The organism is Maridesulfovibrio salinus, from assembly GCF_055394525.1.
Genome location: NZ_AP042461.1, coordinates 269,524 through 290,481 on the forward strand (window position 1 = coordinate 269,524; position 20,958 = coordinate 290,481).

Consider the following 20,958-nt stretch of genomic DNA (forward strand, 5'->3'; position numbering starts at 1 on the left):
CTCCTTGAGTGGTCAGCTAGTTGAGCATGAAATTGCGCAGTCCGGTAAAAAAAATCTGGGCTGCAATGGAAGCTACGATGAGACCGGTCAGCCGACTCATTATATTCAGCCCTCTCCTTCCGAGCAGTCGCTTTAGACCCGAAGAGATAAATAGCAGAAATCCAACCGTTAATACAGCGCAAACAAGAGCGATAACAGCAAGAAGCATATCCTTGTAACCGGAGACAGTGGAGCCCATGACGAGCAGCGCGCCGATGGTTCCCGGACCGACAATAACAGGTATAGCCAGCGGAACTACCGAGATATCATCATCCTCGTTTCCGGCATCGAACTTCTTGCCAGAACCATTGACCATATTCAGAGCGGAAAGGAAAAGGACAGCACCAGCACCAATTCGGAAGGCATCCAGAGTTATGCCGAACAACTCAAAAATATATCTGCCGTAGAGGTAGAGAATCACAGATGTGATTATAACCGCCACAGTGACCTTCAGAGCTGTTTTTCGACGCTCAGCCGGGCTCATCTCCTGCGTAAGTGAAATAAACGCGGAGATAGCGAAAAACGGGGTCAGAATAAAGAAAAGCTTGAGATATGTCTGAAAGAATACAGCAAACATAATCCCCTCACATGAATTTTAAATTTTGTGTGGAACACCGAAAAACTTCTTCCGGCGTAAATGGAAAACAGCTCTCTACACATCTTGCCCGGCACAATCAACGTATATTTATATCCACGATCATTTTTTCGTACAAATAAAAAAAATGAAAAGCGTTGCAACGGCATAAATTACCGCTACAACGCTTTTTTGGGATTAATTATAATACTCACAGCAAAGCCTGCATTCGGGCTTCACCACTGCGAATCTGAGTAAATATGCGCTGCCTATTTACCGCAGCACTTTTTGTACTTCTTACCGCTACCGCAGGGACAGGGGTCATTACGGCCGACCTTGGGGGCGGAACGGCGCTTGGGCTTCTTCTTGGACTCGGCACCTTCAGCATCTGAATATTCAAGCTCTTCCTGCTGTTTGTCCTTGTGCTGAAATTCGTCCTCACGCACTTCAGTTTCAATACGCAGATGGCAGAGAGCACGGATAGTGTTTTCCTTGATACGGTCAAGCATATCCCGGAAAAGTTCAAAACCTTCACGTTTATATTCGTGCTTGGGATCTTTCTGTCCATATCCACGCAGACCGATACCCTCGCGCAGGTGATCCATGTTCAGCAGATGCTCTTTCCAGTTACGGTCAAGAGCCTCCAGCACAAAGTAACGCTGAATCTCATGATAATGTTCGCCCGCACTTTCCTTAAGTACACCGAGGATTTCGTTAACCCATTCCTCAGCCTGTTCACGGGTGGGAAGTTTCTCCTTGAACTCCTCGTTGCGGCTGAAACCGAAAAGCTCATCAAGGCGGACCCTGACCATTTCTTCAGTCTCCTCGTCCAGCGGCTTGCCTTTGGCCTCTTCAACTGGAAAGAAACAATCGTCAAAAAGTTCTTCAATGAACTCTGAAGTCATGTCGCTCATATCTTCAGAGTACATTACGTCACGGCGCAGGGTGTAAATTACCTCACGCTGCTGGTTCATGACGTTGTCGTAATCAAGAAGCTGCTTACGTATCTCGAAGTTGTGGCCTTCAACCTTTTTCTGGGAATTCTCAATTGCCTTGGTGACCATATTATTTTCAATAGGCTCCCCTTCTTCCATCCCGAGCTTGTCCATGATCCCGGCGATACGCTCGGAACCGAACAGACGCATCAGGTCATCGTCAAGAGCAAGATAAAAACGGGTGGAACCGGGGTCGCCCTGACGACCTGAACGGCCTCGCAGTTGGTTGTCGATACGGCGGGATTCATGCCGCTCAGTACCTATGATGTGCAGACCGCCAAGCTCCTTCACACCTTCACCAAGCACGATATCAGTACCACGTCCGGCCATGTTGGTAGCGATGGTAACGTGACGCTGCTGTCCAGCCTCTGCGACAATCTCCGCTTCCTTTTCATGGTGTTTGGCGTTGAGGACATTATGGGGAATCTTGCGTTTTTTAAGCAGACTGGAAACAAGTTCGGACTTCTCAATGGAGACTGTACCTACAAGCACAGGCTGACCTTTTTTGTACTTTTCAGCTATATCATCGGCAATCGCGTTGTACTTTTCTTTCTGGCTCTTGTAGATGGCGTCCGGATGATCCTTTCGAACCATCTGGGTATTGGTGGGAATTACAATTACTTCCAGTTCATAAATCTGAGCGAATTCGACAGATTCAGTATCAGCAGTACCGGTCATACCGGAGAGCTTGTTGTACATGCGGAAATAGTTCTGGAAGGTAATGGAAGCCAGAGTCTGGTTTTCAGATTCGACTTTAACGCCTTCCTTGGCTTCCAGAGCCTGATGCAGACCGTCTGAAAAACGCCTTCCGGGCATGAGACGCCCGGTAAATTCATCAACAATAACCACCTGCCCGTCTTTAACAATGTAATCGACATCACGGGAAAAAAGGTGATGGGCCTTGATGCCCTGCATTATATGATGCTGGAAGGAGATGTGCTGGGAATCGTACAGGTTGTCGATGCCGAGAATCTGCTCACATTTGATGACACCTTCATCAGTCATGGTGATGGAGCGGCCCTTTTCATCGACCTCGAAATCTTCATCGCGCTTGAGCAGGGGAATCATGGAATTGACCCGCCCGTACATTGATGTGGCATCATCGGAAGCACCGGAAATAATCAGCGGAGTTCTCGCTTCATCAATCAGAATGGAGTCAACTTCGTCGACAATGGCGTAGTTGAGTTCCCGCTGGACCAACTGCTCCTTGTAGAACTTCATATTGTCACGGAGATAATCAAAACCGAACTCATTGTTGGTTCCGTAAGTAATATCGCAACCGTAAGCTTCCTGACGCTCCTGATCACTCAATCCGTGAACAACAACACCGACGGTGAGACCGAGAAAATTATAAAGCTTACCCATCCATTCGGCATCTCGGCTGGCAAGATAATCGTTAACAGTGATCAGGTGGACACCTTTACCGGATAAGGCATTGAGGACAGCGGGCAGAGTCGCCACGAGGGTTTTACCTTCACCTGTCTTCATCTCGGCGATACGCCCGCCATGCAGGACCATACCACCCACCATCTGAACATCATAATGACGCATTCCGAGAGAACGCTTACCTGCCTCACGGACAAGAGCAAAAACTTCAGGTAGCATGTCATCAAGAGATCTGCCTCCTGCTGCCTCTTCCTTAAACTGGGCTATTTTCTCAGGGAACTGCTCATCCGTGAGCTTTTCCATCTCAGGTTCCAGAGCATTTATCTGGTCAATCTGGGGCTTGAGTTTTTTAATGAATCTTTCGTTTCTGGAGCCGAATATCTTGGAAACAATAAAATTAAACATGTAACGATTATCCTTTTTCCTTAAGTCGGAAAGCCGCAGAAAACTTTCCGAGGGCCCTGCCGGGCTTTAATTTAATGCGCGTTGCGCTATTGATAATTTGATTCGCCTTCGGCGGACAAAGAGGGCCATGTCCTTTGGAATCCCTCTAGAAACAAAGGGATTTAAAAAAATTGCGTCATTTGCTTTCCACAAAAAACAACACGAGAGGCGTTCAAAAAATTCTGCTGTTATCTAATAAGGCTTTATTTCAAAATATCAAGCCAGTGAGAGGCAAAATATGCATCTTTTGCAATAGTGGCAAGCTGAATGACGCAAGCCGAGCATCCCGTGACGATCTGATCACCGGGTTCCAGCTCCATGGTCAACCTTTCCACACAATAACCGCCTACTTCACATGAAAGTTCCGGTGCTCCAAGCTGCATCACTCCACCGAATCCGCAGCAGAGATCATCCTGCACCGGGGCAAGCCTCTCTCCTGCTATCTTCTCCACCAGCCGCAAATCCGGGTCATCCGCGCCAGCATGGCATGGCTTGTGGTAAACAACCTGTGCCGGACTGTTTTCCATCAGGCTGACATCAGCCCCCTGCAACAGAAAAGACAAAGGAGTAAGTGACTCCTGCCAACGTTGGAGCAATTGGCCGTCTCCGTTAAAATCAACCGGGCCATAATCTCTGAGACCTTTAAGGCAGGTTGTACAGAAAGTAACCAGCAAGGGCTCGCCAATTTCCTGCCAGATTTGAATATTTCTCTTTCGGGAAGCCTTCTGCTTACTGACAAGTCCGGCACTGCCATACGGAGAACCGCAGCATACAAAGTCAGGGTCCTGTAACCGGACAATCCCCATTGCATCGAGAATTTTTTCCGCTTTAAGACCCCAGTCCTTGCGAGCATAACGGGCTGTACACCCCTTGAACAAAACAGCCTTCCGCTCCCCGGGACGTATCTCGGGGATGAGCTCCGCCCAGGGCTCAGGACTTTTCGCAAAAAGGACTTCCATCTTTTTCTTTGCTGAACCGAACGGTTCCGGCAAAGCTTCCGGAGAAAATCTGGATAGAGCTGCCGCCATGGGCCAGAGCAGCCCGGGTCTGGATAACCACAGATCCCAGCACACACGCACGAAGCTCCCTGAATCAGCCCTCAGATCAGAAACAAGCTCTTTTCCTGACATATTCTGCGGACAGTTCTCCGCACAACGACCGCAGGAAAGACAAAGAGAAGCAAGCGAGTTGAAATCACGCATGCTAAGCCCCTTGGAAGGATCAAGGGTCTGTAGAAAAAACTTGGCGCGGGGAGTAAGCTCTTCACGCCCGGTGGCCTTGAAAAGCGGACATACTTCAAGACACTTTCCACATTGGACACATGAATTATCAGGCGTCATTACACCACCTTTCCCGGATTCATTATGTTCAAAGGATCGAAAGTGCGCTTTATGCCTTCCATCAGTTTGAGTTCGGTTTTACCGATCTGCATGTGCAGATACCGGGCTTTAGTCAGTCCGATTCCATGTTCGCCGGAGAGAGTTCCACCCAGCTCAATAGTTTTCTGAAAAATCCTTTTCTTAGCCTTGAGAGCGTTCTCTGCCATACCGGGGACAGACCTGTCATGCATGACGCTTACGTGAATATTTCCATCTCCAAGATGCCCGAAACAAAGCACTGTCATCCCCAGTTCAGAGCCTATAAGACGATATGCTTCAATGGCACGGGAGATCATACCGCGAGGCACGGCGACATCCTCGCCCTGCTTGTCGGGAGCAAGATTGAAAGCCGCTGGGCTGATCACTCTGCGCAACTCCCAGAGTCTCTCCTGTGCCTCACCAGTCCCTTTTTCAATAAAAGTTGTATCAACACCGGATAAAGCCGAGCCAATCCTTTCCAGATCGGCTGCAACAGAATCCTGAGACCCATCAACCTTCAGCAGCAGGAGGGCCTCTGTCCCACCGGGCCAGGGGACCTGCGTATGCATCTCCAGAGCTTTGATCGTGTTACCGTCCATCAGCTCCATGGCTGTGGGCAGAATTCCGCAACCGAAAACAGCTTCTGCGCCAATAAGACAGGAGGGCAGGTCGCGAAACCCCACAAGGACCGAAGCCGAACTTTCGGGCAATGGAAGAAGCTTGAGTGTCGCCTTTGTTACCAGACCGAGTGTTCCCGCGGAGCCGACCAGAAGCCGTGTCAGGTCCAGCCCCACAACATTTTTATGCGTGCGGCCTCCGGTGCGGATTATCTCGCCGCCGGGGATGACTGCTTCCAAACCAAGAACATAATCACGGGTGACTCCATATTTGACTGCACGCATCCCCCCCGCACAGGTGGATATGTTGCCACCTATGGTTGATATTTTTAGACTTGCGGGATCCGGCGGATAAAAAAGGCCCTGCTTTTCAACTTCCTTCTGTAAATCTGCGGTGATAACTCCCGGTTCGACCACAGCCACAAAATCACGCCTGTCAATGTCCAACACCTGATTCATATCGAGGGTGGATACAACAACGCCATGCCGGACCGGAACACATCCGCCCACTTTATTGGTAGCCCGGGCACGTGGATATATGGGAATCCGTTCCCGCTGGGCCCACTTGAGCAGTTCCGCAATCTGCCCGGAATCCTTTGGGCGCACTAAAGCAAGAGGACGGGCATTTCTGCGGCTTGCGTCCACGCCGCAGGCCAGCAGTACTCCCTCCTCGAAACTGGATTCAGTGCCGGGAAAAAGATTCTTTAGAAATTTACGGTGGGTACGGGATAATTTTTCCGGATAGTTTTGCATTTACGGCCTTCAGCGGGGCTGTGAGGCTCCAGAGCACTCAGATAGATTGTATTGAAACTTACAAAGGGATTTATTTATTAGACTAACCCGCCATATAAACAGGCTACTCCTTGTTCCAGACTTTTTCAACACACTCAAGAAGAGCCCTTACAACGGGGTCATTCCCTTTTTTTCGAGGATAGCCGAAGTATGTTCCTATCTCGATGTGGCCCCCCGGCCAGATGTAGAAGTGTCCCTTTTCAACGCCCTCTGCAGCTTCATCGCCACGCATTACAGTGACACCGTTCCCGGCCTTTACCAGCGCATTGTGGGTGTCTTCACTGTCAGCGATCATGGCCTTTGAAACTTCCAGCCCACGCGAGGAGAAGGTTTCCTCAAGCTTGACGTTGAATGAACATTCTTCAGGGGTCCAGATCCAGTCCAGCCGTGATAGATCTTCCCAACTGGCGTTCTCCATGCGATCCCGCCATGATACAGGCCCAACTATATATATTCTGGTGTTTTCGAGAAGGATTCCATCCACGTCTTCAGGAGGACAGTTTGAGTAAAAAAAACCTCCGTCTAGCTTGCGTGAAGCAATGTCTGACCGGATTGTCCAGGTGGGCATCTGTACCAGCCTGAGACTCAAGCCGGGGTAGCTTTCCTTGATACATGATATGAGCTGAGGGGTCCTGAGATAGACAGGCGAGGTTTGCAAACCGACACTGACCACCCCTGAAAGTTCACCCTTGAATAAATTTGCTTCAGCCGCAAACGCTTCTGCACTTTCAAGTACAGTCCTCGCCTTTTCAAGCAGCACGGTTCCTTCACGAGTAAGGTGCATTCCCTTGGGGGTCCTTTGAAAAAGACGCACATCGAACTCTTCTTCCAGGGATTTTATATGGAGGCTTATGGTTGACTGACTCGCGTGAAGCCGCCCGGCAGCCCGGGTCATATTGCCCTCCTCCGCCACAACCACAAACGTTTTCAACTGATATAATTCCATTATTACAAACCCTTGAGAAGATGAAACAGGCCTGTGCGGGCGCTATCAGTTTTTTTAAAGGGGGGCTTCGATTATTCCCATTGGATTACGAACGGAAAACCATGCACTAAGTAGCTGTTGGCTACGTGGTTTTTAAACCTTGAATCACGCAAACAGGAGAACCGCCATGAGCAGCATCAACGCTTTCATCACTGAAATCTTCACCCCGGAAGACAGCGTTATGGGCCGTGAAAAGAAAATCGACCCCGTAACCGGAATGGTTAAAACAATTTTCTGGGTCGGCGCAGCAATGGTTTTCACCATTCTCGTTTCCGGTCTCCAGTAAAAACAGCCTTACAGCATTCGAAATAAAATGCAGTAGCGACAAGCGCATAAGAAAACCAGAAATTAAACGTATCTTAATACGCCAGCTTCTGATTTTCATTGAGCACGCAGCATCCACTGCTTTTAACTCGTATGAGTCCGCTCCTTGACGGACATAAAGGTTACTATACCCTTATCATGCTTTCTCCACCCACCGGCAAGGGGTGGATGAGGATTTTTACAGCTCGCCAGAGCGGTTAATAATTAACCATCTGGCGGGCTGTATCTCTTTCTATATCCCGTCGCTTGAGTTCATCCTTGCGGTTGTGCACATTGCGACCTTTGGCCAGAGCTATCTCCAGTTTTATTTTTCCTCTTGAAAAATAGAGCCGTACCGGGATAACCGTAAGACCTTTCTGCTCTACCCTTCCCTGCAGTTTCTCAATCTCCCGAACGTGGAGAAGCAGTTTACGGGGACGGTCAGGGTCATGCTGGGTGTATCCGGCATGGTCATAAGGCGCGATATGAATACCAACCAGCCATGCTTCACCCTCTTTGAAATTTATATAACCATCATTGAAGCTGACCAGCCCCTGTCGCAGTGATTTAACTTCCGTTCCCTGAAGCACAAGCCCGGCTTCAAGAGTTTCCATGAATTCATAATTCCGGCGGGCCTGCTTGTTGAGCGCAATAGAGGAAGGACTTTTCTTTTTTTTCTTCTTAGCCATGATATTAAACTAACCTGCTATATCTTCATTATCCAAGAGCGAGGCGAAAAATGTCAGCTCTTCAGGATACTTTTTATAAATATTTTCAGTAACAAGACGGTTGATTCTGGTAACAGTCCGGCAACCCAGAACTTCCTTCAGCAACTGTTTGCATTCCGGCATTTTGAGCTGACGCAAAAGCCTTTTGATCCCCGGAATAGCCTGCGGGGTAAGACTAAGGCTGTCTATCTGCATTCCCATCAGAATTGGTAGACAATAAGGATCTGAAGCAACCTCACCGCAAAGACTTACGCCGATACCGGCCCTGTGTCCGGCATCCACCACATATTTAATGGACCGGACCACAGCGGGGTGCAGTGGCTGGTAAAGATAAGAAACATGAGGGTTAGTCCGGTCAATGCCGAGGCTGTACTGGATCAGATCATTGGTCCCGATGCTGAAGAAATCCACTTCCTGAGCAAGAATCTCGGCAATCATTACCGCAGCCGGGAGTTCTATCATTACTCCGACCGGCATATTTTCATCAAATGGGATACCTTCATCGCGCAATTCCTGCTGTGCTCTTGCGAGGGCAGACTTTGCCTGCAGAACTTCTTTTAACCCGCAGATCATCGGAAACATTATGGAAACATTCCCGTGAACACTTGCCCTTAAAATTGCGCGGAGCTGATTCCTGAACAGATCCTGGTGTTTGAGACAGAACCGCATGGCCCGGAGCCCCATTGCCGGGTTTGCTTCATCGAGCGAACCGAAATGGGACATGAACTTATCAGAACCAAGGTCAAGCGTGCGCAGAGTAACTTTCCGGGGAGCCATTATGGCTGCCAGCTCCGAATATTTTTCGGCAAGCTCTTCTTCCGTTGGCAGGTCCGTCCGGTTCAGGTAGGCATATTCAGTCCTGAACAACCCTATCCCTTCACCGCCGTTATCAATAACCGCCGCTACTTCCTCGAAAAGTTCAATGTTGGCGTAAACCTGAACACGGTAACCGTCCTCGGTTTCCGCGGGGAGATGGCAGCTTCTTATTGTTGTACGCTGATATTCTTCAAACTGGTTCTGGAGAGTGTAATAATGCTCCAGTTCGGCATCGGTAGGATCTACAATAATCTTGCCGGCCAGACCGTCAATAATTACCAGATCACCGTCTACAACCGAATTCTCAAGTTCTTCCGCCCCTACAAGAGCGGGAATATTGAGTGTACGGGCCAGAATTCCGGTATGTGATGTCTTACCACCCAGAGTGGTGACAAAAGCCATTAACTTGTTGACTTCAAGCTCAATGGTGTCAGCAGGAGTGAGGTCATGGGCCATTAATATAACCCTTCCCTGAACCGGCCTCAGGCTGGCCTCCCCGCCAATGAGTTTACTCTGTACGCGCAAAGCAACCTGACGCACGTCCTGCATGCGCTCTCTGATATATACATCTTCCAGAGCGCCAAAAGCCTTTTCAAGATCGTTAACAGCCTTTTCTAGTGCCCATTCCGCATTGATGCAGTGGTCGTCTATATATTTAATGGCGGATTTCTGCAGCTTGGGATCTTTGAGCATCATCAGATGAGAATCAATGATGAGCTGGTGTTCCTTGAGTTCTTCCGGGACTTTGACCCTTACCCCCTCAAGCTCCTCCACAGCATCGACAAACCCCTTCCTGATCCGCTGTTTTTCATCTTCAAGCATATACTCGGCCACAGTCTGCCTTGGCAGACGTGAAGCCATGCTGCGGTTCAGGAAATAGGCTTTGCCTATAGCTATACCAGTTGATACGGAAATACCGTTGACGACCGTTCTGGCCACTTATTTTTCCTCGCCGAATCTGGTTTTGAAAAGTTTTTCCAGACAATCGAGAGCCGCTTCGGCGTCATCACCTATGGCGCGAAGTTCAAGAGCGCTGCCCTGAGCCGCGGCCAGAGTCAGGATATCGAGAATACTTTTAGCATCTATTTCCTGCTCTTCGCAGATAACAGTAATCTCGGCCTCAAAATTCTGGGCTTCCTGTGCAAGCTTGGCGGCCGGACGCGCGTGCAACCCTAACTGGTTGGCAACAACTACAGTCCGGACGGCCATAGCACCCCCTGAAGGGGCAACTTCCGGCAGCTCACTGTTCTCAGTCATTAGTCCTAATTCCTTATATCTTATTTCTTCCGAAGAAAAAACTTAAACAAATTTAACCAGCAGCAACCCCAGCACCACCACTGCAACCGCCACTATTTCACGGGCAACCTTTCCGGTTGTTATGAGCCAGCCAAGTGCCCCGAGAGTGGCCGCCCCTCCGTACCATTCATATGTATCAAGAGGCCTCGGCCACAGCTGGAACCAGATCAGCATAACCAGAAAAGCGTTTGCAAATTTCAGTCGCTCACCCCAGTTGATCAGATCCCACCTTTTGAGCTCATCCAGAAATCCAAGGCCCTTGTTGATGCCAGACCAGAAAGTGAATCCCTTGAAGGCCTGAAGGCCCACAAACAACAACACCCCGAGTAGCATAGCCTGAACATGAAGACCAGCAAGAAGCAGATTCACGGTGGACAGGGCCCAGAATATCAGGCCGCTGCCGGAAAAAACAGAATCTCCGATGGCGGAAAGAGTGTAGCTGGTGGTATTTTTCAATTTATCCAACAGCAGCACCGGAAAACGTCCATCCCTGATCTGCATCTCGACCGAAAGAAAAATAGCCACCAGAAGCGGAGCCCAGAACGGATGTGAATTATAATGTTTCACATAACGCTTCCGCGCTTTGGCGAGCATGGCCGGGTCATCATAAATTGCTTCCAGCCCCGGCTGCATTGCGTAAGAAAAACCGATATTCTGCAGCCCACGCGTGTTGAATCCCGCGCTTACAAAGTAACAGCGCAGAAAACTCCTGACAAAAGCCAGGCCGATCATGCGTTTATCAGCTTTTCCGTCTTCCATTATTTTCTCTATGTCGCCAGCAGCCCTTGCGAATTTTTAAGGGGAAGGGAACTTAAAAAGATCCTTTTTTTCTTTCAGTTACCTTTTCATAGACCGCTTTTGCTGTCCAGCCCTCGACCTTCTCGGCAATTCGCCGGGCAATAATCTTCGGTTTATCACCTGACGCTATTTCCGCATCGATCATTCTGATGATATCTTCCTCTGAAACAGGGCCTTCATTCACCGGCGGACCGATGACAACCGTAATTTCCCCCCGGAGTTCCTCGGAAACATCCTCCCAATCTGAAAGGCTTCCATTTATGAACTCTTCGAAATCCTTGGTCAACTCCCTGCAGATGGAATATTCACGGTTACCGAAGGATTCATAGGCCAGATGCATGGTGTCGCGCAATCGGGATTTCCGTTCAAAAAACACTATAGTAGCCCCGGTCTGCCCATGAAGTTCGAGCAGTTTACGAATCTGACCTTCCTTTCGCGGTAGAAAGCCCAGAAAAGAAAACGGGTATGGAGGCAGGCCGCACCCGGAAAGCGCTGTTACAGGAGCACTGGGCCCCGGAACAGGAACAACAGAGACACCGTTTTCACGGCAGGCCCGCACGACACGGTACCCGGGATCACTCATAAGTGGTGTTCCGGCATCTGAAACCAGAGCGGCATTTCCACCCTGCTCGAAATGTTCGAGCACCCGCTTTACACGCTTTTCTTCATTATGTTCGTGCAGGCTTACAAAATTTTTACCCCTGATCCCAAGCGATTGAAGCAGCTTACCGGTGCGGCGGGTATCCTCCGCAAATATCAGATCAGCTGAGGAGAGCACATCACGCGCACGCTCGGTGATATCACCAAGGTTGCCAAGAGGTGTTGCCACTACCCATAAAGTCGGTGAGGTCGAATGCATTTTCTATATGTTCCGCAATAAAGCCGTTTCCATCGTTGTTAACAACCACAATATCAAATCTGCAGGGCCATTCCCAGAGTTCAAATGCTGTCAGGTATCGTGTGGCCGCTTTGTACAATTTTTTCTGCTTGGCCGGAGTGACTGCCTGAATCCCGTCCTGCACATTGCGCCCGGTGCGGGTTTTAACTTCCACGAAGATCAGTTCATCGTCCTTTTCGCAGATCAGATCCAATTCCCACTGCTTATAGCGCCAGTTACGCTGACGGATTTCGTAACCACGGTTCTCTAAATAACGGGCTGCGTAATCCTCGCCGGCATTGCCAAAATCTAAATGCCGGGCAGACACATGCTTTCCTGTTTCGGTTTTATCTTTTCCGGCAGCACGCCTTTGAAAGTCATACGGTGCACAGCACACGGCCCATGCTCTTTCAAAGCCTCCAGATGCACTTTAGTTCCGTAACCTTTATGAATAGCGAATCCGTAACCGGGATATCTTTTTTCAAGACGCACCATAAGCAAGTCTCGAAATGTTTTTGCCAGTATGGACGCAGCGGAGATCGCCGGAATTTTGAGATCTCCCTTGACCACCCACTCCTGCTTAAAGCCCGCCCCGTTCAGATACTCAGACGGGATGGTTTTATTGCCGTCAACAAGCAGCAGCTGCGGTTTTATCCTAAGGTGTGACACAGAACGCCCCATGGCCCTGAAAGTAGCCTGCAGTATGTTGATCTTATCAACGACCTGTGCACGGCTGACTCCCAGTGCCCAGCACAATGCCTGTTTTTTGATCTCGGCAGCCAGTCGGTCCCGGGCTCCCTCATCAAGCTTTTTGGAATCGGTAAGCCCTGGAAGATCGTACTTTTCAGGCAGTATAACCGCTCCGGCAACTACAGGTCCGGCGAGGCATCCACGTCCGGCTTCATCAATTCCGGCAGTGACAAGGTTTTCGACTTCAAGACCGGGCAACATATTTTCAGACAACTTACAGCCTCCGACAGCATAAAAAGTAAAAAACCGCCATACCCGAACCGATTTAGTCCGGGAATGACGGTTTTCAACACAATTTTGCGCTCCCATGCCGGACTTGAGACCCGGCGGGATGATCCGCGAAGCATAACAGCTTCGCGGCCTACCAAGCCTGTTTGGACTTGATGCGGGCTGCCTTACCTTTAAGGCCACGCAGGTAGTAGATGCGGCTGCGGCGTACTTTACCTTCAGCAATCACCTCTACACGCTCGATGTAGGGGGAGTGAACGGGGAAGACACGCTCAACGCCGATTCCGTCAGAGATTTTACGGACGGTGAAGGTGGAGTTGGTGGTACCTTTACGGTAACGGAGAACAGCACCCTGGAAAACCTGGATACGCTCTTTTTCACCTTCAATAATACGCAGGTGAACCTTAACGGTGTCGCCTGCCTTAAACTCAGGCATATCAATACGCATCTGTTCGCGTTCGATCTTTGAAATTACATTGCTCATTTCGCTACTCCTTATATAAATATTCTTTGCGGCACCCGAAGGCGGATCTACCAGGCGTCATTAAGCAGCCTGTCGACCGTGATCGCCACCGCACTTCTTACTGATAGATGGTTGTATCCGTCCATGAAGCGGATAGGCCTTATGCTGCCCGCTGCCATTTCAAGAATTTCGGGAGCCAACCCGTGTCCGGTACCGAAAACCAGTAGAACCGGGTTGTCTTCGAGCTTCTCACGAACATGGTTCATGGTCATGCTGCCAGCGCCCCGTGCGCTTGTGGTCACCAGTATCGGCTTCTTACCCGTTCCCGACTCAATATGCTCCACCGCATCGAGCAGGGAATCTTTCACACTCACCTTGGAAAATGCGGCAGCCCGGTCAGGATTGAATCTGCTGCCCGGTCCCGAGGTCCAGTGAGAAATAATTCTGTCAGCCAGTTTCTTCTGATCCTCGATGGGAGTCACCGCGTAAAATCCTCCAAGTGAGTAGGAGCGGGAAACGCGGGACATATCGTGAATATCGAGGTTTGTCAAAGAAACAGCGGCCTTTTCGCCAAATTTATTTAGCACCGGATAGTGAACTAGAGCCATATAAAGATTTTTTCCCAAACGTTTCCGAGGGATTGTGCGTAAATAGCGCACATCATCTTTTTTTAACCCTTCCGCTTCAGCTAAAAGCTCGGGACGTGATTTCAAGGTCACATCCAATGCCTCTTTCCGCCTCCATTCTTCAATCAGAGCATGGTTACCCGAAGAGAGCACTTCCGGAACCTTCAGACCGTCATATTCAGGCGGTCTTGTGAAGTGCGGATACTCAAGCAAACCGGAAGAAAAGCTTTCCTCGGTTCCTGATTCGGAATGCCCCATAAAGTCAGGCAGGAGACGGGCTACAGCTTCTATTAGGCACACAGCCCCGGCTTCGCCGCCGTTGAGCACAAAATCACCGACAGAAACAAGCTCAACGGGGAAAATATCTTCAAAACGTGCGTCAATGCCCTCATACCTTCCGCAGACGAGAGTCACCTCATCTTCCCTGGAAAATTCAGCAGCCATTTCCTGAGTAAGAGGACGCCCTTTGGGAGAAAGCATAACCAGACGCTTTCCCTTGGGACACCCACCCTCTCTGGCAGGCTTGATACCTACAGAATCAAGAGCTTTGGCAATAGGTTCAATAAACATGACCATGCCGGGGCCGCCGCCGTAAGGACGGTCATCAACGCTTTTGTGTCGATCAGTGGCGAACTCGCGGGGATCAACCTTGTCGAAGGAAACAATTCCCTTCTCCACAGCTTTGCCCATGAGTCCGTTAGAAAGCGGGGAATCAAAGAATTCCGGAAAGAGCGAGACCAGATTAAATTTCACTTGTTAAGCCTAGAATTTTAAAAACGGCACTCTGACCTATTTCTTTTTTTCCTTGAGATAGAGATCAAACAGCCCTTCGGGCGGATTAACAACTATCTTTTCCGCATCCAGATCAACAGACAATACAAACTCCTCAACAGCGGGAAAAAGAATTTCTCTTCCATCTGAGGTGGAGATCACCCAGGTCTCCTGACCCGGGGCAAGGATAAAGTCCGAAATGGTCCCGACCACAGTCCCGTCTTCAAGTTCTACTTCCATACCTTCAAGTTCGTACATGTAGACTTCATCTTCACCGGTTTCGGGAAGATCAGTCTCACGCACCAGAACTTCCATGCCACGCAGATTCTCTGCCTGGTCACGTCCGTCTATCCCCTTGAAAGTAAGGAGAACCCGTCCCTTATGCGTCCGGGAAGAACGCACAACAAAACGACGGGGCTTCTGTCCTTTTCTGGCCAGATAAAGACAGGGAACCTCGTCGAAGAGAAAAGGGGAGTCCGCATGAGATTCGATGCAAACCTCCCCCCTGAGTCCATGTGGTTTGACCACTTCGGCGACTACGAGTAATTCCATAGCGGCCTTACGCTGGTCAGGTTCTGGTTCTATTCAAGAATTTCAAGAACAGAACGTTTTCTTACCTTGGTCGATGCAGCACCCAGCAGAGTTCTCATGGCACGCGCGGTGCGCCCCTGCTTCCCTATAACCTTACCAAGGTCCTCTTTGGCAACCTTGAGTTCGATTACAGAGGTCTGCTCTCCCTCGATCTCGGTGACAACAACTTCATCCGGATTGTCAACAAGCGATTTCGCGATGTATTCAACTAAATCCTTCAACATGCCAACAACCTCCGCTTCTGATTTCGAGTCTGTACCGTGAGTAGTGAAGAAGAATTCGAACCGTGGCAAGTACGAACCTTAGGAATCAGCTTTGAGGAGAGATTTTACAGTGTTGGAAGCTTCTGCGCCTCTCTCAAGCCACTTCTCCACTTTTTCCTTGTCAATTTTAACTTCTGCAGGTTCAACCATGGGGTTGTAAAAACCTACGTACTCCAGCGGACGACCATCACGTCTGGTTTCGCTGTTAATTGCTACAATACGGTAAAAAGGGCGTTTTTTGGAGCCCATACGGGTCAGTCTGAGTTTAATAGCCATTGTCTACTTTCCCCCATATAATCTTAAATTAAGTGGTTCGTTAATAAATTGCAAGCAATGCCCGAAAAATTATTTTTTCTTCTTTTTGCGGGCCTGCTTTTTGAGCTTTTTCTTTTTGCGGGCCAGAAGGGTCTTCTTGCTTTTCTCGCGTGAAGGAGCCGGCATGCCCTCCATACCTTCCAAGCCTTCCATACCTTCCATACCGGGCATTCCCGGCATTCCAGCGCCGCCGCCGAGTCCGGGCAGGTTGGGCATCTTGGGCATTTTGCCCTTTCCGCCTTTTCCACCCATCATTTTCTTCATCATCTTGCTCATCTGATCAAAATTTTTGAGCATCTGATTGACTTCCTGGAGTTCAACGCCGGCCCCCTTGGCAACCCTCGCCCTGCGGCTTGGGTTGATAACTTTGGGATTCCTGCGTTCCTCCATTGTCATGGACGAGATGATGGCTTCTATCCGCTTCAGCTCCTTGTCCGGTATTTCCAGATCACCGAGCTGTTTGTTCAGCCCGCCGAGTCCGGGAATCATCTTCATGATGGAACTCATGGAGCCGATCTTCTTCATTCTGCGCATCTGGGTGCGAAAATCCTCAAGGTCGAACTGAGCCTTGCGGAATTTTTCGGTAAGCTCTTCAGCTTCTCCCTCTCCCATCACAGACTGGGCCTTCTCGATCAGGGACAGCACGTCCCCCATGCCGAGAATTCTTGATGCGGCCCGGTCAGGATAAAAAAGTTCCAGTTCGGAGAGCTTTTCACCCACACCGACGAATTTAACTGATTTACCGGTAACGGATTTGATGGAGAGCGCCGCACCGCCTCGGGCATCACCATCCATTTTGGTAAGGACTACACCGGTAATATCAAGTTTTTCATCGAAGCTGGCTGCCACGTTGACAGCGTCCTGCCCCGTCATCGCGTCAGCCACGAAAAGTATTTCATCCGGAGAACATTCACTCTTGATAGAGGAAAGTTCATCCATCAAAGGTTCATCAATATGCAGACGGCCCGCGGTATCAAAAAGCAGAACATCACAGCCCGCTTCTTCCGCCTTGGCCATTGCGTCACGGCAGATATCCACCGGGTTCATTTCCGTGGTGGACGGATATACAGGCATATCCAGCTGCTTGGCCAGCACATTGAGCTGGTCAATAGCCGCGGGACGATAGACGTCAGCAGGAACCAGATAAGGCTTGAACTTCTTGCGGCGCAGATACAAGGCAATCTTGGCCGAAGAAGTAGTCTTACCGGAGCCCTGAAGGCCCACCATCATAATCTTGGACAACTTGCCCTTGGTCAGGTTCAGGCCTTCCTGTTCACCGCCCAGCAGTTCCGTAAGCTCGTCATTGACGACCTTGATAACCTGCTGGCCCGGAGATAGAGACTTCTGTACCTCCTGCCCGAGAGCACGCTCCTTGACCTTTTCAACAAAGTCTTTGACTACTTTGTAGTTTACATCTGCTTCGAGAAGGGCAAGACGAACTTCACGCAAGCCGGTCTGGATGTTTTTCTCATCCAACCGTCCCTGCCCCTTAAAATTTTTAAAGGCTTCGGAAAGTCTATCTGATAGGCTGTCGAACAATTGTCTTACTCCGCCGGATTATTCATTTCAACGCAATCTAATTTCTTAAAGGCTCTACCTTTTTAAAAATCAATTCTGGTTGCGTAAAGAAAGGGGTTGTCTGTTAAAGCTTTTCCCAGGTCAAGTCAAGTGAAGACTCATAGCAACTTTTTTGAAAATCACAAAGCAATATCATACGACTCAGCTATTTTATAGCTATATTGCTTGCTTTTTTCTGTGTCTCACCCATAAGATTCATTATATAATTTTTTTTCCGGGCTGCCGAAGAAGGAGAGAAGCCGTGAAAGATATCGTCAAAGCAGAAGATTTTCAATTGACAGATTCCACAGGAAAAGTGCGTGCTAGAATATACATATCTGATGAGGACAAAATAATTGCTGAAGTCTATGATTCTTCAGGCAAGTCCTGCAATACTATCGACCTGCAAAAAGCAATCAGTGCATCAACCGCGCAACAATCGTCCACCCCGGGAGAAAAGGAAAACCTCTCTGACTGGCACACAAGAATCGCCAACGAAGTGCAGGCCGCACAGCCCAAGCTGCATGTGGGATCATACAAGCTTTATATCGACTTCATAGAAAACAACACTCGGGCCAGCAGTAAATATCTTAATGAGGTCATTGAAATTTCCGGTGAAATCGTTGATGTTAACTCAAGAGATTTCGGCAACCTGCGCATTGGCCTTAAAGGTATGTCGAATTTTACTGCCGAGGTGATCTGTCATTTCACTGATGAACAGACTTCACTGGTGAGCAACCTTAAACCGGGACAGAAAGTCCGGGTAAAGGGAAAGTGCACTGAACTGGTTAACAAAAGGGTCAAGATATGGGGCTGCCAGATAATTTAGGCAGCACCTCAGAGTCTTCCGTATCAGATGCATATCCGGATTTCCCAAAAGCTCATCAGGTGGAAACAACCGCAAACAGAACCGGCTTCCTGCAGGATAACCGGGTAAATACAGTCCATTTTCAGGGTAAATCCGATTTATGACAAACCTTCTCGACTCCTTGGGATTAACAGCAGAAGAGTGCATTGACTGTGGGAAATGCATGTCCGAATGCTCTTTTCTCGCGGAAAACGGCTCCCCCGCCAGCATTGCGCTGAGGGCAGCCACTACCCCCGAAGAAATAGACAGGTCCGCCATCAAAGCCTACGACTGCTCAATGTGCGGATTGTGCTCGGCTGTCTGTCCTGTGGCTGCAAGACCTGCTGACATCTTTCCCGGACTGCGCTTCCACGCTCAGGACAAGGGACTTGTTGACCTGAAGAAATACAGTCCCCTGACAAACTACGAAAAACTGGGCCGAAAATTCCCTTTCAAGGGCAATCACATACCCCAAGGATGCACAACAGCCTTTTTTCCAGGGTGTACTTTTCCCGCACTTTTCCCGGAAGCCCTTAAGAATACATACTCTACCCTCAAAAAAAACATTCCTGACATCGGACTAGTACTGAACTGTTGTTCAAAACCTTCAAAAATGCTCGGGCTAAAGGCGAAACACAATGACTTAATTTCACAAACAGTCCGCGAAATCGAGTCAAAAGGGATTAAAAAGCTGCTTACCTGCTGCCCGAACTGCCATGTGACATTCAAAGAGTATAACCCTTCATTTGAAGTTGTCTCCATTTATGAAGAACTTGATCGCCAGCGAATTCAACCCTGCTCCCCTTATCTGCCGGAAGTGACTATCCACGACCCCTGCGTTACCCGTTTTGAGGAATCCATCCATGACTCAATCCGAAGTCTTCTTGCTCGGGCGGGAGTCCAAATTGTTGAAATGGACCATCACGGGAAGAAGACCCTTTGCTGTGGAGAAGGCGGAGCTGTAGGTTTCCACCGTCTTGACCTTGCGCGGACATGGTCGGACAAAAGAATTGACGAAGCACGGAAAGTCAACCTGCCTATGGCGACTTACTGTGCGGGATGTGTCAACTATCTCAAACCCGAACACCTCACCGTCCATGTTCTGGACCTGCTGACGGTGGAAAGAGACAGCCTCCCCAGACTGCCGGGATTTCCACATAATTATTTGAATAGGCTTAAATTGAGACTGCGTCCCGGATAACCGTGCGATGGAGCAAAATTGATGCTTCCACAAACCGGACCCCATATACACGGCATGCACTTTTTTCAGACTTGTTAAATGAACAATTCATTTTTCTTAACTTCAAGGCTTCTAATCCGTTACATATCCATGTAACAGACAGTGCAATGAGTCCAGACAACAAATCCATATCTCCCGCTGAATTCCCGCTGGCTCTGTTTATGCTCGGAATGCCTTTGACTCTGGCTGCATACAGTCTGAGCGGAATCATTGCGCCCTCCAATCTTGCGGATATTTTAATGACCGGGCTTGCGGTAATCGGTTTGCTGGCCGAACCCTTCAGAGATGATGACCATCACGTTGTGCCGATATGGATCAAAGCTGGCATTCCCGGGATACTTATTTCATGGATTTCTTTCAGCTCATTCCCTCCCCTCGCAATGCCTCTGGTTGACTTCCTGCCCTATATCATGGAAGCCAAACCTCTGATTTATCTTCTGGTCGCGGTTCTATGGACCACCATGTTCGGTATCCCCACCCCCGACCAGATATCTTTCTGGGCTTTCTGGCTGGCGTTGCTGATCTGCATCGAGTTCGGATTCGGATTTTTTGTGCATGGCCTTGCCATCGAACCCAATATTTTCGGGCACTACACACTTACCGGCCCTGCAATGCTTGCCGGACTTTGTTCAACGCTGCACAACGAAAACAGGCAACGCATCACCCGACTCATAATTCTATGTGGTATTTTCTGCACACTGACCCGGGATATAAGCCTTACTGCTGTAACTGTGCTGCTTGTTTTTGGACCAAAAGGAATATTTAAAAAAATGCTTCTGGTCATAGGCCTTTTTTTCTTTACATATATATCCCTCATTCCCCAGGATATGACCATGCTCAACCGGAACGACCTGCCCCAGTACTGGATATGGTTTTCCTGTTTAGAGCTTCTGGCTCGCAACCCCGGGCTGCTTCTGACTGGATTTCCTTTCTCCACTCCGTTGCCGCTCAGCATTCCGGCATCACTATGGAACATATGGCATGAACAGCATCTTGTATGGACTAATCAGGGCGTTTATCTTTTTCATGTAACCCCGTTCTGGCTGCATGTAATCATTGCCTGGGGACTGGGCGGCGTCTGCGCTGTTGTTGCCGCTCTGACTGTTTTGTACCGTAAATACCCTTCCGCCATGATGGCAGGCCTTATCACGATAATTGCCATGACCGGTCTGTTTTCCCCCCTGTTCTACAGCGCTCCTTCAGCCGCAATACTTTTCTGCGCCTTTCTCAGTGCGACAAAACCTGAACTAAGATCTTTCAAATTTGAATAGCGGACACCCCTGCCCCCCTGAAATAACC

General features: G+C 49.2%; 22 protein-coding genes. 4 read left to right on the forward strand and 18 right to left on the reverse strand.

The window, feature by feature from the left end; all coding sequences use genetic code 11:
- Positions 1–16 precede the first annotated feature (16 nt).
- From ACZ5PW_RS01200 to ACZ5PW_RS01220, 5 genes are all read right to left on the reverse strand, one after another.
- Positions 17–616, reverse strand: coding sequence for a MarC family protein (locus ACZ5PW_RS01200; protein ID WP_464557308.1), 600 nt, complete (start codon positions 614–616; stop codon positions 17–19).
- Between the two features lie 266 nt (positions 617–882).
- Positions 883–3,399, reverse strand: coding sequence for a preprotein translocase subunit SecA (gene secA / locus ACZ5PW_RS01205; RefSeq protein ID WP_464557310.1), 2,517 nt, complete (start codon positions 3,397–3,399; stop codon positions 883–885).
- A gap of 242 nt (positions 3,400–3,641) precedes the next feature.
- Positions 3,642–4,778, reverse strand: a complete 1,137-nt coding sequence (locus tag ACZ5PW_RS01210; RefSeq protein ID WP_464557312.1) for a (Fe-S)-binding protein — start codon at positions 4,776–4,778, stop codon at positions 3,642–3,644.
- Complete coding sequence (locus tag ACZ5PW_RS01215; RefSeq protein ID WP_464557314.1) at positions 4,778–6,166, reverse strand: FAD-binding oxidoreductase; 1,389 nt, start codon at positions 6,164–6,166, stop codon at positions 4,778–4,780. Before ACZ5PW_RS01215 ends, ACZ5PW_RS01210 begins: the two co-directional genes overlap by 1 nt.
- A 103-nt stretch (positions 6,167–6,269) precedes the next feature.
- Positions 6,270–7,100, reverse strand: a complete 831-nt coding sequence (locus tag ACZ5PW_RS01220; protein ID WP_464557316.1) for a LysR family transcriptional regulator — start codon at positions 7,098–7,100, stop codon at positions 6,270–6,272.
- 217 nt (positions 7,101–7,317) lie between these two features.
- Here ACZ5PW_RS01220 and ACZ5PW_RS01225 point away from each other — a divergent pair, with 217 nt between their 5' ends.
- Positions 7,318–7,476 carry a hypothetical protein gene (locus ACZ5PW_RS01225; protein ID WP_464557317.1) on the forward strand — a complete coding sequence of 53 codons (159 nt, stop codon included), beginning with the start codon at positions 7,318–7,320 and terminating at the stop codon, positions 7,474–7,476.
- A gap of 235 nt (positions 7,477–7,711) precedes the next feature.
- Here ACZ5PW_RS01225 and smpB read toward each other — a convergent pair whose 3' ends face one another.
- The 13 genes from smpB to ffh form a co-directional block, all read right to left on the reverse strand.
- Positions 7,712–8,182: an SsrA-binding protein SmpB gene (smpB, locus tag ACZ5PW_RS01230; protein ID WP_464557318.1), complete on the reverse strand. Its 471-nt coding sequence runs from the start codon at positions 8,180–8,182 to the stop codon at positions 7,712–7,714.
- Between the two features lie 9 nt (positions 8,183–8,191).
- Positions 8,192–9,976, reverse strand: a complete 1,785-nt coding sequence (gene ptsP / locus ACZ5PW_RS01235; RefSeq protein ID WP_464557320.1) for a phosphoenolpyruvate--protein phosphotransferase — start codon at positions 9,974–9,976, stop codon at positions 8,192–8,194.
- Complete coding sequence (locus tag ACZ5PW_RS01240; RefSeq protein WP_464557321.1) at positions 9,977–10,294, reverse strand: HPr family phosphocarrier protein; 318 nt, start codon at positions 10,292–10,294, stop codon at positions 9,977–9,979. It lies immediately after the preceding gene.
- 42 nt (positions 10,295–10,336) lie between these two features.
- On the reverse strand, positions 10,337–11,092 hold the full coding sequence (locus ACZ5PW_RS01245; protein ID WP_464557323.1) for a PTS system mannose/fructose/sorbose family transporter subunit IID: 756 nt from the start codon (positions 11,090–11,092) through the stop codon (positions 10,337–10,339).
- A gap of 52 nt (positions 11,093–11,144) precedes the next feature.
- Positions 11,145–11,990: a 16S rRNA (cytidine(1402)-2'-O)-methyltransferase gene (gene rsmI, locus ACZ5PW_RS01250; protein WP_464557324.1), complete on the reverse strand. Its 846-nt coding sequence runs from the start codon at positions 11,988–11,990 to the stop codon at positions 11,145–11,147.
- Positions 11,932–12,336, reverse strand: coding sequence for a YraN family protein (locus tag ACZ5PW_RS01255; RefSeq protein WP_464557326.1), 405 nt, complete (start codon positions 12,334–12,336; stop codon positions 11,932–11,934). Before ACZ5PW_RS01255 ends, rsmI begins: the two co-directional genes overlap by 59 nt.
- Positions 12,318–12,971 carry a ribonuclease HII gene (locus ACZ5PW_RS01260; RefSeq protein WP_464557327.1) on the reverse strand — a complete coding sequence of 218 codons (654 nt, stop codon included), beginning with the start codon at positions 12,969–12,971 and terminating at the stop codon, positions 12,318–12,320. Before ACZ5PW_RS01260 ends, ACZ5PW_RS01255 begins: the two co-directional genes overlap by 19 nt.
- A 148-nt stretch (positions 12,972–13,119) precedes the next feature.
- Positions 13,120–13,470 carry a 50S ribosomal protein L19 gene (gene rplS / locus ACZ5PW_RS01265; protein ID WP_464557328.1) on the reverse strand — a complete coding sequence of 117 codons (351 nt, stop codon included), beginning with the start codon at positions 13,468–13,470 and terminating at the stop codon, positions 13,120–13,122.
- A 47-nt stretch (positions 13,471–13,517) separates the two neighbouring features.
- On the reverse strand, positions 13,518–14,828 hold the full coding sequence (gene trmD / locus ACZ5PW_RS01270; protein ID WP_464557329.1) for a tRNA (guanosine(37)-N1)-methyltransferase TrmD: 1,311 nt from the start codon (positions 14,826–14,828) through the stop codon (positions 13,518–13,520).
- Positions 14,829–14,864: 36 nt separating this feature from the next.
- Complete coding sequence (gene rimM / locus ACZ5PW_RS01275) at positions 14,865–15,398, reverse strand: ribosome maturation factor RimM (RefSeq protein WP_464557330.1); 534 nt, start codon at positions 15,396–15,398, stop codon at positions 14,865–14,867.
- A gap of 29 nt (positions 15,399–15,427) precedes the next feature.
- Positions 15,428–15,661: a KH domain-containing protein gene (locus tag ACZ5PW_RS01280; protein WP_012765792.1), complete on the reverse strand. Its 234-nt coding sequence runs from the start codon at positions 15,659–15,661 to the stop codon at positions 15,428–15,430.
- A 78-nt stretch (positions 15,662–15,739) separates the two neighbouring features.
- The gene (gene rpsP, locus ACZ5PW_RS01285) at positions 15,740–15,976 is read right to left on the reverse strand and encodes a 30S ribosomal protein S16 (RefSeq protein WP_464557331.1); all 237 of its coding nucleotides are present in this window, start codon (positions 15,974–15,976) and stop codon (positions 15,740–15,742) included.
- Between the two features lie 69 nt (positions 15,977–16,045).
- A complete protein-coding gene (gene ffh / locus ACZ5PW_RS01290) occupies positions 16,046–17,554 on the reverse strand; it encodes a signal recognition particle protein (RefSeq protein WP_464557332.1) in 1,509 nt (502 codons plus the stop codon).
- Between the two features lie 280 nt (positions 17,555–17,834).
- Here ffh and ACZ5PW_RS01295 point away from each other — a divergent pair, with 280 nt between their 5' ends.
- From ACZ5PW_RS01295 to ACZ5PW_RS01305, 3 genes are all read left to right on the forward strand, one after another.
- A complete protein-coding gene (locus tag ACZ5PW_RS01295) occupies positions 17,835–18,401 on the forward strand; it encodes an OB-fold protein (protein WP_464557333.1) in 567 nt (188 codons plus the stop codon).
- A gap of 139 nt (positions 18,402–18,540) precedes the next feature.
- A complete protein-coding gene (locus ACZ5PW_RS01300) occupies positions 18,541–19,620 on the forward strand; it encodes a (Fe-S)-binding protein (RefSeq protein ID WP_464557334.1) in 1,080 nt (359 codons plus the stop codon).
- A gap of 146 nt (positions 19,621–19,766) precedes the next feature.
- On the forward strand, positions 19,767–20,930 hold the full coding sequence (locus ACZ5PW_RS01305; RefSeq protein ID WP_464557335.1) for a hypothetical protein: 1,164 nt from the start codon (positions 19,767–19,769) through the stop codon (positions 20,928–20,930).
- The last annotated feature ends 28 nt before the right edge of the window (positions 20,931–20,958 follow it).